Annotated in this window: 17 protein-coding genes; 8 read left to right on the forward strand and 9 right to left on the reverse strand. The window is 36.7% G+C overall.

Annotated features, from left to right (window positions below; translation table 11 throughout):
• Positions 1 to 65: 65 nt before the first annotated feature.
• The 4 genes from AC4IFO_RS10495 to AC4IFO_RS10510 form a co-directional block, all read right to left on the reverse strand.
• Positions 66 to 503 carry a hypothetical protein gene (locus tag AC4IFO_RS10495; protein WP_490734134.1) on the reverse strand — a complete coding sequence of 146 codons (438 nt, stop codon included), beginning with the start codon at positions 501 to 503 and terminating at the stop codon, positions 66 to 68.
• A gap of 308 nt (positions 504 to 811) precedes the next feature.
• A complete protein-coding gene (locus AC4IFO_RS10500) occupies positions 812 to 1,207 on the reverse strand; it encodes a putative zinc ribbon protein (RefSeq protein ID WP_490734136.1) in 396 nt (131 codons plus the stop codon).
• Positions 1,208 to 1,334: 127 nt separating this feature from the next.
• The gene (locus AC4IFO_RS10505) at positions 1,335 to 1,559 is read right to left on the reverse strand and encodes a helix-turn-helix transcriptional regulator (protein ID WP_490734138.1); all 225 of its coding nucleotides are present in this window, start codon (positions 1,557 to 1,559) and stop codon (positions 1,335 to 1,337) included.
• A 95-nt stretch (positions 1,560 to 1,654) separates the two neighbouring features.
• The gene (locus AC4IFO_RS10510; protein WP_490734140.1) at positions 1,655 to 2,290 is read right to left on the reverse strand and encodes an inovirus Gp2 family protein; all 636 of its coding nucleotides are present in this window, start codon (positions 2,288 to 2,290) and stop codon (positions 1,655 to 1,657) included.
• A 522-nt stretch (positions 2,291 to 2,812) separates the two neighbouring features.
• On the opposite strand from AC4IFO_RS10510, the gene AC4IFO_RS10515 reads away from it, so the two are divergent.
• The 8 genes from AC4IFO_RS10515 to AC4IFO_RS10550 all read left to right on the forward strand — a co-directional run bounded on the left by AC4IFO_RS10515 (position 2,813) and on the right by AC4IFO_RS10550 (position 10,334).
• Positions 2,813 to 3,697, forward strand: coding sequence for a hypothetical protein (locus tag AC4IFO_RS10515; RefSeq protein WP_490734142.1), 885 nt, complete (start codon positions 2,813 to 2,815; stop codon positions 3,695 to 3,697).
• A gap of 59 nt (positions 3,698 to 3,756) precedes the next feature.
• A complete protein-coding gene (locus AC4IFO_RS10520; protein ID WP_490734144.1) occupies positions 3,757 to 4,641 on the forward strand; it encodes a GTPase family protein in 885 nt (294 codons plus the stop codon).
• Positions 4,642 to 4,887: 246 nt separating this feature from the next.
• Positions 4,888 to 5,571 (forward strand): helix-turn-helix transcriptional regulator, encoded by a 684-nt coding sequence (locus tag AC4IFO_RS10525; protein WP_036973759.1) that lies wholly within the window; start codon positions 4,888 to 4,890, stop codon positions 5,569 to 5,571.
• A gap of 42 nt (positions 5,572 to 5,613) precedes the next feature.
• Positions 5,614 to 5,952 (forward strand): hypothetical protein, encoded by a 339-nt coding sequence (locus AC4IFO_RS10530; protein ID WP_490734147.1) that lies wholly within the window; start codon positions 5,614 to 5,616, stop codon positions 5,950 to 5,952.
• Positions 5,953 to 6,067: 115 nt separating this feature from the next.
• Positions 6,068 to 6,511, forward strand: coding sequence for an antirestriction protein (locus AC4IFO_RS10535; RefSeq protein ID WP_490734149.1), 444 nt, complete (start codon positions 6,068 to 6,070; stop codon positions 6,509 to 6,511).
• Positions 6,512 to 6,572: 61 nt separating this feature from the next.
• Positions 6,573 to 7,409, forward strand: a complete 837-nt coding sequence (locus AC4IFO_RS10540; RefSeq protein ID WP_490734151.1) for a DUF932 domain-containing protein — start codon at positions 6,573 to 6,575, stop codon at positions 7,407 to 7,409.
• 170 nt (positions 7,410 to 7,579) lie between these two features.
• A complete protein-coding gene (locus tag AC4IFO_RS10545; RefSeq protein WP_490734153.1) occupies positions 7,580 to 8,281 on the forward strand; it encodes a hypothetical protein in 702 nt (233 codons plus the stop codon).
• A 106-nt stretch (positions 8,282 to 8,387) separates the two neighbouring features.
• The gene (locus tag AC4IFO_RS10550; RefSeq protein ID WP_490734155.1) at positions 8,388 to 10,334 is read left to right on the forward strand and encodes a hypothetical protein; all 1,947 of its coding nucleotides are present in this window, start codon (positions 8,388 to 8,390) and stop codon (positions 10,332 to 10,334) included.
• A 627-nt stretch (positions 10,335 to 10,961) separates the two neighbouring features.
• On the opposite strand, the gene AC4IFO_RS10555 is transcribed toward AC4IFO_RS10550, so the two are convergent.
• Genes AC4IFO_RS10555 through AC4IFO_RS10575 form a run of 5 tightly spaced genes read right to left on the reverse strand, consistent with a single transcriptional unit; the run spans position 10,962 to position 13,943 of the window.
• Positions 10,962 to 11,828, reverse strand: a complete 867-nt coding sequence (locus AC4IFO_RS10555; protein WP_490734157.1) for an MrpH family fimbial adhesin — start codon at positions 11,826 to 11,828, stop codon at positions 10,962 to 10,964.
• Positions 11,829 to 11,834: 6 nt separating this feature from the next.
• Positions 11,835 to 12,365, reverse strand: a complete 531-nt coding sequence (locus AC4IFO_RS10560; protein ID WP_490734159.1) for a fimbrial protein — start codon at positions 12,363 to 12,365, stop codon at positions 11,835 to 11,837.
• Positions 12,366 to 12,383: 18 nt separating this feature from the next.
• Positions 12,384 to 12,896 (reverse strand): fimbrial protein, encoded by a 513-nt coding sequence (locus AC4IFO_RS10565; RefSeq protein WP_490734161.1) that lies wholly within the window; start codon positions 12,894 to 12,896, stop codon positions 12,384 to 12,386.
• Positions 12,897 to 12,898: 2 nt separating this feature from the next.
• Positions 12,899 to 13,396, reverse strand: coding sequence for a fimbrial protein (locus tag AC4IFO_RS10570; protein WP_434721022.1), 498 nt, complete (start codon positions 13,394 to 13,396; stop codon positions 12,899 to 12,901).
• A gap of 10 nt (positions 13,397 to 13,406) precedes the next feature.
• Positions 13,407 to 13,943 carry a fimbrial protein gene (locus AC4IFO_RS10575; RefSeq protein WP_490734164.1) on the reverse strand — a complete coding sequence of 179 codons (537 nt, stop codon included), beginning with the start codon at positions 13,941 to 13,943 and terminating at the stop codon, positions 13,407 to 13,409.
• Positions 13,944 to 13,951: the final 8 nt, after the last annotated feature.

Consider the following 13,951-nt stretch of genomic DNA (forward strand, 5'->3'; position numbering starts at 1 on the left):
CTGCTCATCTGGCTGCCATCCTAAACATAAAGGTATATCGCCAAAAGCTATTCGTTAATAATGCGTTATATGGCAAAAATGTGCTCACTAAGGTTATCAACAATAGTATTCGGTAAACAATTGACGGTAGTTAGCAATTTGTCGTTTTGATATACATCCACTTGAGCTTCATGTTTTGAATCAAAATAAGAAGAGGAAATGGTATAAGTATAGTTACCATTTCTAAAGTCCATTTCATAGATTTGAGCTGCCCCCGTATCTCCTTTTGGATTTAAATAGCGTCCTTCTAATTGTTCAGATTTTCTCGTAATAACGATATCAGGTCTTTGATTGAGTTTGCCGAACTGATAAATATACTGCTCATTCACAAGGCTAATATTAACTTGCTTTTGATTTTTATTGACACATTGGAAGACAGTGACAGTATGGGTATTTGCCATCGCTATTGGAGAGAGTAACCCTACAGCGAAAAAAGAAAGCAGTGCATTACGAAAAACTGGCATGATGGTCCTCTAATTATCTTACGTGTGATCCACTCTAAACGTACTAGATTGTAGTTTATTTGAGTCATTATACTGGCATATCCTGCCCCTTCAGTGAAGCATAAAACTTGTCTGCCTGATAGCCTATATTTATTGTAGCGGTACTCATTCTTCATACTGTCGTTGCACAGTTAATAGTAGGGCATATGAACACGTCAATCATATAGACAACTCTTTATCGTGTAATACAACATGTCCTCGAAACGTTTCCTATTAATGGGGGCTTGCACTGAAGCCCCTATTTTGCAGTATGTTCCTTTTAATCAACCTTAATCTTTACTTAGTGCAGCAATGCTATAGATACCATCCTTACATGTAGGACAGTACTTTGAACCACTGTATTCATTTTGGCAAAGCACACAAAACCAGTCTGTTATAGGCTCTAAAGGTTTTAACCATCGATAAATACCTTCCTGCATTTCATTTCTGATTTGCTGATTGATAAAACTCAAGCAGTGGATACAACGTTTCTCTGATGATTTATCACTATGCTCAAACCAATAAGTTTCGTCATCGGTTATTAAGCTCAGGTTCTCTCCACAATGAAGGCACGAGTATTGTATTAAAGGGTCACTAACCGCCGCTCGGACACCGATAGGCTTAAGGTTCGGGGTATTTGCAATATACAGGCGAGGCGTCTCTAATTCTGGTAATGTTGTTGTCATAGCATGGTTACCTTAGTAAGAAATTATCTCTTCTTAACAGGCGCACGAAACCCGACGGAGTACCGTCTAACAGGCTGCTAGGTTATGTGGGGAATGCTGAAAAGAAGAGAGGATGAGTCAGTGAAAACTAAGCGCGTGATTCTTGAATTCGTGCAGATAGCCATAGTTCCACTTCGCTCTTGAGCCAGCGTGAGCTACGACCTAATTTAATCGGCTTAGGGAACTCGCCATCTTGAATGAGTTTATAAAACCATTTGTCGGTTAAGCCTGTTAACTGAGTAATGAATTTCATATCAATAAATTGGTCAGTGAGGAGAGAAGTGGGTACTGAAGTAGCCGTTGCGTTTGTCATGAGAAAAGCTCCTGCTTGAATTAAATTCAGAAGCGATATCGATTGAAGGAAAGGGATATCACTTGGTGTCATGACATCCGTCCCTCAGTGATTAATTATCGGCTACAACCTACGACTCGGTTTCCATCTTTGTAGGGTTTGCTGTAATCCTTAGCAAGGTAGCTAAGCTTATCAACACAGTTTTTATAATCCTTCTCAAAGCTATCAGAGCCTTTATGCAGGTATCGGATAGGATTAATATCGTAACTACAGACATGAATAATCCCATCATTCAGCATTTCAATTCCTAGTGCGCTATGCCATGCCTGATTGATCCTTGAATATAAATTCGTGGTTGTTTTCCCCCACTCGTCATCACATTGAAAGCGACCTAATGTGAAGAAGGCATCCTTGTTGAAGAGCAGAACACAGTGATAATGAGGATTCTCACTTTTAGGGCCTATCTCTCTAACCCATAGGTTTTTTAACCCATTAGGATAGACACGTTGACCCTGCTTACGTTTTTTCAACTCATAAGCTTTTAGCTGGGCTTTTAAAGAATCAAAGAACCGTGATATCACGCGAGAATCTTTCTTACATTCGGTGTGTTGTGGGAACCGAAGATCTATTCTGATAATAAATAATCGAGGATGTTTATCTAAGGCTGTTTTTAAGGTTCGTTCTATCTTCCTACTGATATTTGGATTGATTGTTTTAAGCTTCTTTGTCTTAGTTTCATTATGTGGTTTCATGCTTGCCCTATCTCGTTATGTAACAGCATAAAGTCATAGGGTAAGAACTTTTTTATTGATGAATGGTAATGACTAGAAGATTAACTGTTGTCTTATGGGTAGGAGTATCTGGTAGATGTCGTTATGTATGCTAGGGATCTATGAATAGGTATATATATTACTATACCAACGCTAGAAAGTAGCTTTAGCCTACTGAGCTATGTCATTTTCAAGCCTATTTTAACTCTGACATTGATGCATCATAATGTCGATATAGGATAAAAAGATATTACTGAGAGCATCTACATTACTGATTGCTTTTTGCCCAATTACTGTTGTTGTTTTATTTTATTTGTTTAAAATCATTTCTTTGTATAAAATGCTGCACTGTATTGTAGGGAATTATCTGGATATGAAGCATTGAAGTACACCATTGCATTCGAATCTAGAATAGGTGTGCAGGCAAAGGTATCATTGTAGGTAGGGTAGCCATGTAGCTATTTTCACAGAAAACGATTGATGAATTTGAAGTAGGGTAACGATATGGCTAAGCGTGTCACTGTTAACATTACCTCGACAAAAGTACAGAACTATCTTGATAAGCAAGGATCACGATCCGCTGCAATTAATAAAATTCTTGAAGATACAATTCCAGAAGAGAGCTTAGACTATCAGGATGAGAAAGATGATAATTTTACTAAAATAGGGTCAAAAGAATTATCTAACAACTTGATGCATATTTACTATAAGAACAAAAATCGTCACGATGATAAACATGGTCATACTTGTGAAGAAGAGCTACACATTGATTTAGTTCGACAGGTTATTAAATGCAGAGGGAATGGTTATCTAAGCATACCAATAGAAAAAAAGGGAGAATTCATTAATGCTAAAGATGAATTTAATTTTCTCAATATGTTAAAACGCCATGATTTAGTTCATCAACTTATAAGCGAAAGAGTGAAATTTAGAGCTAAAGGGAATGAAAGTATTTATAAATTTTTTGATTTTATCATCCATCTTGTTAATCAAGTTGAAATTAAAGTTATAGAAATAAAATATAATGACGAGCCTTATGTGAAGATCTTTATTGAATTCTTATGGGATATGATATTTGTAGATATAAAAAATAGTTCATTTAGAATTTATGATTACAATAGCATTAATTATTATCGGTATATTAATTACATGACGAAATTTAATAATAAAGGGAAACCTAAGTTCAGTTTAACTCAAGGGAAATATGGTGGGTACTTTATTGATTTTTTAGATACGGAAAAACCGACTAGTTATTTCATGAGTTTAGTTTCAAAAAGTAGACAAGAGCCTATTCTCTATATCCATACCGATAATATTAAAATAAAAACTAAAGGTATGATTAGAATGGATGAACTGAATGAGAGCGTTCAGCACTCTGTGTCACGTTAATTGTATTTATTTTCAAACCTATATTATCTCTTTGCTATTTATCAAGGAGATAATTTATTATGTCAACACCAAACCTCATTTCTAACGTATTAACTAAAACACTGCCTCAATCCCTTTCACATCTACATGCTCAAATCGAAAGCAAATTGAATGCCATCATTCACTATTCCCCGACGATTGGTTTAATGGGGAAAACAGGTGTCGGTAAGTCCAGCTTATGTAATGCTTTATTTCAAACTAATGTTTCGCCTGTCAGTGATATTCACAGCGGTACGCATGAAGCTAAACATTTTGAAATGCAGCTAGGCACACGAACATTAACTTTCGTTGATTTACCGGGTGTCGGTGAAAGTATCGCGAGCAACGATGCTTATCACTCGCAATATCAGCAATTATTACCGAAACTCGATTTAATTATCTGGGTATTGAGGGCTGATGAACGTGCGTGGATATCGGATGAATTGACTTATCAATTTCTAACAGAACAGTGTGGCTATGATAAAACACGGTTCCTTTTTGTTTTAAATCAAGCAGACAAAATTGAACCATGTCGAGAGTGGGATCTTGAACAGCATAGTCCTTCAGATAAACAATATCAGCACTTACAGCAGAAAGTAGATAGGGTTCAGCGTACCTTTTTGCCTGTACATCCCGTCATTGCTATTTCAGCGAAAGAATCATATCAATTGGCTCAATTTGTGGAGACATTAATTGCAGCGTTGCCATCACATGCTAGCAGTAGCGTGGTCAGTCAATTACAAACGCCATACCGAACTCAGCCGGTTGAATGTATTGCTCGTCAGGGATTTAACCGGAGTGTGATGGAAACTATCGATTCCATAATCCATGAACTTCCCTTATCAACACTATTGAAAACGGTATTAATAAAAGCCAAAGACGTTTTAGTAGATGCAGTGGCTTCATTGTGGCGATGGTTATTTTAACGTAACAGGTATAGCGCAAAACAACGCTAAATAGACGTTTTTGTTTATATCTTGCTCAATGTGGTTCGACAGGGTGTGTCGTTCCCAAAAGGTTTTAGATTGATGGAATTAATATATTGTTAAATCAATATATTAGATGTTTCTATTTCTTGAAAATCTTTTCATTTAATTTTAAATCGCGACATATCCTGTCTGGTGCATTTCTTATACTGAGGCTTGTTTTATATGGCACAGGAGATGAGGGGTATGCAGGGTAATGAGGCTCGTCATGACCGCTTAGCGGTTCGGCTATCACTGATTATTAGCCGATTATTGGCAGGGGAAACGTTATCCTTAAAAGCGCTCGCTGATGAATTTGGCGTGTCGGAAAGAACGCTTCAACGAGATTTTAATCAGCGGTTATCTCATCTTGACCTTATCTCAGATAAAGAGGGATATCGTTTGTCTGGACGTTTAACGGCTTGGCGTCCACCCGATATTTTCACCTTTTTACAAAAAGTAGGGCTATCTCGTTATTTTCCGGGACTAACACGCAAGGCTGTTAATCACTTACTGCATAGTGACATTCATTATCCTTGTTTAGCTTGGCATACATCAATTGAGGTACATCCCACCAGCGCAGAATGTTTTTATCGAATTATTACGGCAATTACGTCAACCGTTGATATTCGCATTCAACAAACAGATAGCGAGTGGTTACAACTGACACCTTATCGCTTAGTGCTTCAAGGCGCACACTGGTATCTCATTGCTTGTTTCACTCATCGGTTAGTCGTTATTCCTCTGGATAAAATTCAAGCTGTTCATATTACGGAGATTATGAGTTATCGAAGACAAGATATCTGCCAACTATCACAGGAAGATGACTTCATTCGAGGGTTACCTTATTTCGAAAGTTTTCAACGAACAATGACAGGTATTGATTATTAGTACCTGTTTTTCTTTATATTTAATTAATGGAACGTAAACATAATGTTTTCAAAATTACTCAATAAATTAATTGATCATTCAAGAACCCTAATAATTTTATTGGCTATCCTTGGTATTGGTGTCTTGTATAAAGGATGCAGTGGTGAGGAAACAACTTACTATCGAGTAGGGGAAGTTAAAGGTGTTCAATCTTGTGGGCAGGTAGGCGCAAATAGTTATTTATGTGGTGTCGATATCTATGATACAAGCACTCAGAAATTGCTGGCTAATGAAACCATAGGGCTGAAGTCTAGACCGTATCCCGGGAATATCTTAATAAGTCAGTGCACGTTGAAAGGCTCCAAAATGGAGTGTACTAATGAATGGGCATATATGCGTTAAGTCACTTTTTTATTTGCCTGTTAATACACCGGATATTTCTAATATAAATTTATACTCATTTAATAAGCCTGTCGGGTGACCGACAGGCTTATTTGTCTTTATTCAAAGGAAATACATGATGAATTCAACAATATTAGTTAGTGATGACTTTGTACATATTCAAGCCAATATAGTGACGCTATCAGAAAGGCAGGATTTTTGGCAAACCCACTTTGGGACCGTTAAAGGCTTCGCCACGTTTGAAGTGGTGATTTTCACTATCATGGGCCAGTTCTGTGATGAATATACGGGCGGCTATTGGGAATACTGCACCTTACCCAATGGCGGTGCGTTTATTTATCCTGATTTAGCCCCTGAAAAACTCACGCTATTCAATATGCACAATGGTAATGAAGCGGAACTCAGCCCAGAAGCGGCTGGCGTTGCCATCTGTTTGATGCTGTACAGCCAGTGGTCATTTAGAACCGAAAGTGAAGTATTGGTCGAACGCTTCTATCAGCTTCGTGACTATGCCATCCAACACCTTGAAAGTTCAGCTATTTTCCATCTTATCGATTAACGCCTTTCTTAATTCATTCTTTCAGTTTTACCTATCTTATTTATATTCAAGGAAATTTATTATGACTCGCTTAGCTTCCCGCTTTGGTGCAGCGAATAGTATTCGTCGTGACCGCCCGTTAATCACCGAAGAATTATTTCGTATCGTACCGAGTGTTTTCTCAGAAGAAAAACACGATTCACGTAGTGAACGGTACACTTACATTCCGACCATTACCTTACTCGACAGCCTACAAAAAGAAGGCTTTTATCCGTTCTTTGCTTGTCAAACTCGTGTACGTGATGCCAGCCGTCGAGAGCATACTAAGCACATGTTACGGCTACGTCGCCATGACCAAATCACAGGAATCCAAGTCCCTGAAATTATACTCCTAAATAGTCATGATGGTTCAAGTAGTTATCAAATGCTGCCGGGGTTATTTAGAGCGGTGTGTCAAAATGGTTTAGTTTGCGGAGATACCTTTGGTGAAGTGCGTGTGCCGCACAAGGGCGATGTTGTAGGCAAGGTGATTGAAGGGGCTTATGAGGTGCTAGAAACGTTTGATTCAGTGGCAGAAAAACGTGAACAAATGCAATCTCTCATGTTACCTCCACCAGCACAGCAAGCCTTGGCACAAGCAGCTTTGACGTATCGCTTTGGTGAAGAGCATCAACCTATTACCGAGGAACAAGTATTGCAGCCTCGTCGTTGGGAAGATAAGAAAGATGATCTGTGGACGGTATACCAACGTTTGCAGGAAAATTTAATCAAGGGAGGCTTATCGGGAAGGAATGCTAAAGGCAGACGTGCTCGCACTCGTTCGGTGAATGGTATCGATGGGGATATTAAATTGAACAAAGCGTTGTGGGTGATGACAGATAAGATGCATGAACATTTTTCAGGCAGAGAAAGAGTTTAAGAAAGGTAGCACATTGTTTTTGCATAAAACAATGTGCTTACTATCTTTTTGTTTTTATAATAAATCTATGAAAATGAAATTTTCAAAATACTATTAAATGAATAATACACATATCATTCAGTGGTGAAAAAATAAACAATATAGATATTATTGAATCAGTAAAAATAGGCATGCAAAAATCAGCCAAAATGATCAAGCTGATGAACTTTACTTCTGGGGGGAAAATTACGACAGAGTATGTAGCTACCGTATCTATAGGCCTATCTTTGGCTGAAAGTAAAAATTTTATTTATGATGATGAGAAGATTATATTTGAATATTCCACAAAACATTTTATTAGTGCGACGGTACCTTTGATTAAGAGGCTGGAACCTTATACTCCTTTTTCAAAGAGTATAATTAGAAAGACAGCAGAAACTAAGCGGTCGGGTAGGATTGATCTTGCAATTTTAGAAAGAAAATCTGGCATCGATATACCTAAATGCGCAATTGAAGTAAAAGGGGATAAACCAGCTAAAAAACTCTTATTATCTGATATAAGTCGACAGTTTGAGTATTTTAAACATTCTGGACCGACGGGTAATTCTAATTTAGGCTTAGCATTAAATTGTTCCTTTGAGTCATATAATAAGCAATCAGGAAGAAACTACTGTATTACTCTCAAGGATGAAGAGAGAAGAGTAGAAGCAACAAGGAAAAAATACCAAAGATATATAAGAGATTTGAGTGATGAGATACCAGAAGAAGTATCTACGAGAATTGAAATTTTTACTGCAACAAAGTTTTTGTTAGAAGCTGGTGCAAGCCAAGAAGAATATGATTGGAATGAGGATGATTTGCATTTGGTGTTAGGTGTTATAATAATAATTTGAGCGCTAGTTTATAAGCTAAAGTTATAGCAAAATGTGGAAAGTATACCTGCATTTTAAGAGCTTATAAGGATAATTTAATTTATACAAACTATAGTGGAAAGATTGAATGGCTCATATGGATAAATTAATTGTAAAACTAGGTCCTCCTATCGGAAAAGTAGATGCATATTTGCCTCTCGAGCAAATGGCCCCTAAAACATTTGAATTTTTTTGTTGTGAGATAATTAAAAAACGGTTAGAAAGTGAAAATGGTAAACTTATTGATGCTATGACCATTGGTGTTTCTGGTCAATCACAGTTTGGCGCTGATGTTTTTTCGCACCGAAGAAATAGTGGGCAAGAAATATATTCTCTATATGAAGTAAAACGTTATAAAGATTTTAGAGTTAGCGATTATAGAGAAACTATTAAAAGGTTTTATAATAATCAAAAAAAATGGAGTTTTAATATTCATGAATTTTATATTTTAATGAGTGGAAAAGCTTCAGCTGCTTTAATTTCTGAATGGAAGCTTCAAGAAGGGGAGTTATTAGAAAAAAATATAGAACATAGTCTTTTAGATAAAGAAAAAATTCATGAATGGTTAAGGGAGTTATATTGCCCAGACATCTTGTATCGATTTTGTCATGAAGCTTGGGTGGAGTTTTTTTATGGAGAAAGAGCTTTATTAAATATAAAAAACTATGGTTTATGGGACTATAGAGAGTCATCAGCTTGGAGGAATTATAAAAAACCGCATAAAAAAATAATTGGAGATGCCTTTTCCTTTCAAAACAATCATATTTTAATTAAAGCATTTTTACCAAGTTTTAATAGTAATACTCTTTCATGTTTTATTGATTTTAGAAATGGTCGTTATAATCATGTTTTGATGACTATAAGCCAAAGTAATTTATTGAATTATGCTTTTGAGGGGACAGGAAGTTCACCAGAGGCAGGAGTTAGGCCATGGCTCAGGAACGAAAGTGGTGACTCAGATTATTATTGTGATATTGGAAACTGCCGCCTTAAGCTAACATTGAATGAAACACAGGCGCTCTGTGATGCTTTTGATGAGCTTTGGAAGGATTATCGATTTCGAATGGAAAAGCTAGATCGAATTTGTAGAACAACTAACTTTCCAAGTAGTACGCCTATTGGTGATAATATTAAGCTAATTAAATTACCATTATGGTTATGGAGACGCATACATCTTTTTTGTCAAAAAAATGACTATATTAACTCAATTAATGAATGGTTTATTTTTGATTCTACAGAACAGTACATTATGGTTCATACTCGTAATAAAAATGAAAAAATGAATGATGGCCATCATGTAACATTATATGCCAGACATGATTCAAGTCGGATTAACGACCAATATGTAGTTTTGATTTGGCAACCTCCAAGTTATTATGAGCTTGATAATGAAAATGAGTCCATTGGTCCCCGTAATTATTGGGATGCTCTAACAACCTATTATTGGTTAATAGAAGAAATGATCCCTGCGGCTGATAGTTGGTTTTGTAATAATATTCCTGCAAAACAGAAAAATTGGTGGAATCTGAGATTCTTTAATAAAATGCATGATCCGTGCAATCCAAACGATATATTTAGCTACTATCAATTGAAAAATGATGTTTTTTTTGATGAAACTAATAACAAGGAAAAATTGCTATCCTTATTAACTGAACTACAATCATTTTATCATAGCTATACTCTTAATGTTTGTTTTAAGGCTTGTGAGCGTGTTTTAATTTGTGATGTATTTATTTACCTATTAAATAAAGCAAATATTAATTATTGGGGATATATTTGTAGTAGTATAGGAGCATCAGGTAATAGCTATGAATCTGTTGTAGCTGTATTGAATAAATATAAAGAAGAAAAGTTAGAAAATGATAAACGATTATCACTATATGACTATTTATTTCGTGCGATGATTGCTATATTTCGTGATGGTGAATGCAATATAAATGATGTTGAAGCATCCAAAATTTTGGATAAGTTAAGCCCATTTTTTAATAAAATGATAGAAATTCGTTTTCTTCGTCGTTGTCAAAAGGGTCTGTAAGATCTTTATATAAGAGAGCATAGATGTTGAATTATGAAAATGATGATCTTATTTATCAATGCCTAGTTATGTATCAAGTAAGTTTTTAATATGGGTACATTTGCGGGTATAAAAATAATCATTAAAAATATATTATTTAAATTTCATGTTGTTAGTCTTTATTTGCGAGTCCGGCCTTCGCACCATAAGAACATCAAGAGACGTTGTATCTAAAACCCAGTATTTGCAAGGTTCCTCTCGAATTTTCAGTCTTCTAGATTTGTCCGTTTTAGTTTTTTGTAGTCTAATTCGCTTTTTGGGGTTAAATATCATTGTTTTAAATTTAGTGGGTTTCAATCTGACTAAACCGACATCAGATATATCAGGTTCTATTACTTTAGATGCCATAAAAGCAACTAATGAAAATATATAATTCAATCATAAAAATGAAGAATGAAATTTGTAGAGAACAATAATAAGTTGATTACAGTTTTTGCGCTTTTTATCAGTCTTGAAAAGCTAAATCTATAAATATATCGCTGGAATGAAGATGACTAAAATTTTTTTGATAAAAACAGCGTATTTTAAGTGGAATACGCTGTTCATATATTAAGTTGGTGAATGGTTGCGTTTTAAGGTTTTGATTAACTAATTAAATGCAATGATGACTACAGCATTACCAGTGTAATATCCAGGGGTTACCGTTCCAGATGCATGTAATTCAGACGTAAATGTAAATGGATTCGGCGCATTATTTCCAGAAATATTCATATTGGCACCACTCCAACCACTTTGATTGTTAATTAATGGATTTGAATAAAAGTTAGATGTCGAATTTAAATATATATAACTCTCACCTGTCGTTGAACGAGCAAATAGATTGATATTTGTAGCTTGTGTGCAGGTGATATTGCCAGAAACTGAACTTGTCTTGCCATTTAAGCTTGTGTTACTAATTTCCTTGTGATCAATAAAGGCAGGTAAAGAAATACTGCATGTTTGATTTGTAGGTGGAATTTTACCACAGACACTACCAGGCCATTGGATCGCATTCCTAAGACCCGCAGTTGGTCTATTGTTAACATAGAATAATCCAATACAAGTTGCATTTGGGCTATCAATGACAAACGATGCACGATAAGGAATACCTTTTGCACTACGAAAAGCAGCCGCAACTTGTTCTCGTGTTTGATATTGGTTAATTCGAATGCAGTTACCATAATCTATGCAAGAGCCGCTCAATGACGGTGCACCAGTTGCATACAGAACATCAGGGCCTATCCAGCATTCATTTGGCCCATAACAAGGGTTAGTAACACCGCTTGTTTCACTCCAAGAGAGAATGTCCATCACAACACGAGGCCAAGCCCCAGAGGTCATGCTCACAGGCATTACATATGCGATTGCATTGGCAGGACGAGATGGAAATAGAGACGTTAGCGCGATGATTAATAATAAAATACTTAAACGGCCTGTATTTAATATTCCATGTATTTTTATTTTTTTAGCAGACATAATGGTTTACTCATAATCTAATTTGAACGTGGCGCTCGCAGCCCATGAACCGAGCACAATTGATTTATTTTGCAATGCGATTGGTTCGGCCTTTACATATGCTTGAAATCTTAGGTCATTATTATTTCCGGCATACAACCCTTGGGTATAACTACCACTATTAATTTTGATAGCTGCGCCAGAAATACTTTCAATACCAACCGCCACTCCGGATGCTTGACTTCCGGCATCTAGCGCCAGTAAACCAGGTAAAGCTGAACTTTCTGCGCCAATAAATGTGACTTTTACTTCATGGCCTAATGCTAAATCACAATTAATTAATCGAATGGTAAAAGGTTGGCTATTTGTTTGAGTATTCAGATACAGGTATTTATCAACTATTGTACCGAAATCTAATTCAATAGATTCGTCGCCGGGGTAAACATCACAAGCATCCTCAATCAACGTGCCATCAAATTCCACATTTGCAGAAAAGGCCATGGTGGTACCCAAAAACCATAAGCCAAAGGCAAAGCTCATATTACGTTTAATATTCATAGTGATGACAGCTGCCTCCTATTCAAAAATAATGGTTAACGTGCCTGATGCAGTAAAATTATCCCCGACGAGTTCGCTTCCCGAACGCATAACCGGAACCGCTGAAAGGGATGGCAGAGAAGCTGCATTAATCAAAAAAGCTTCATTCAATGGTTGGGGTTGTCCATTTTTCTGAATTTGAATTCCTAATTTGCCATTATTTAACGGTGCCACCGTTCTTAATGTCGCATTATCAAATCCATTCCCTGCGAGTGTTCCTCCGAATATTAAGCTGATATCCCACGGTTGAGCCATATCGCCAACACAATCTAGTTGAAAGGGAATAGGTTGCTTGAAAGCGGTACCATTGACTTTTCGTACACCAACTTTACCAAATGAAACTTTGATAGGGTCGTCATGGCTTAATTGGCATACAGGGGGAATAATTAACGTGCCATCAAATGCCCAATTCGCCTGTGCTGAAGATATGGACATCACCATTATAAATCCTGCCATCCAATGCTTAATTTGATTGTTATTCCACATAATCATTCTCACTGATACTCAATTTTCAGTGTTGCCAGCGCTGTAAAAAATCCGCCATCAGTATTCGTAAAATTGGCGTCACTATTTTTTACCGGAGCAACTTCTAAGGTTGGCAGCGCTGTATATAACACATTGAAAGGCTGGTTAATAACTTGCTTAGCATTGTTCACATAAAAAGAAAGCCCTAGTTTTGGGTTACTCGTTTTCAATGCGCCATTGCTATTAAATGATGTTCCATCACCGACAAGCGTGAGTTTTATAGTGTTTTTCACTAGATTTGTGCAGCTGAGTCCCATCGGTACAGTGCGCTTGTATTGAACTCCATCGATACGCGGGAGCAATATATCGCCAAAATGTATAGTTTCTTGTTGGTTGTTATTCAAAATGCACTCGGGCGGTGTCACCAATAATCGACCTTTTAGTTGGATACCAAGTGTTGTTGCTTGGCTTTGGCTAAATAGGCTAAGCATCATGCAGACCGAGAGAAGATAACGGAATAATTTCATTGATATCATCCTATTGGTAATCCAATACCATCGTAAGATTGCCAGTAAAATCACCACCTGATGTTAAATTTACCCCTGTAGGTTTAACGGGGACGGCATATAAAGCAGGCGAATTCCCATAATTAAAATTGAGTGTTGCGCCATTACTCAATCGAGTCCCATCACGGTAAATAGCGATACCTAAATTGGTAAGATTCGTTGTTACTGATGATTCGCCATTGATTTGCCTATCAGTCCACTTCAGCGTCATCTTTAATGCATTCTTATGTAAGCCATTACATACCAAATTGTAATTGATAGGCGAGCGACCATAGGTGCCATCAATTTTTGCCTGATGTATATCGCCAAAATCGACAGAGGTTGTTGTTGCACCGCCAAGAGTACATTCTGGCTCACCATATACTGTTACACGAATTTGAATATTCGAGGTTAAATCAGCAGCGATAGCTTTGTGAGAAAAACTTAGTAAAATCAGCGCGCCGAAGAAAAACACTCCTGCTAGGACAAGTGTTTTAAAGCATATCGTAAGAAAATAAGCTCCTCTCATCTCCATGC

The organism is Providencia sp. UF-224 (assembly GCF_058245955.1).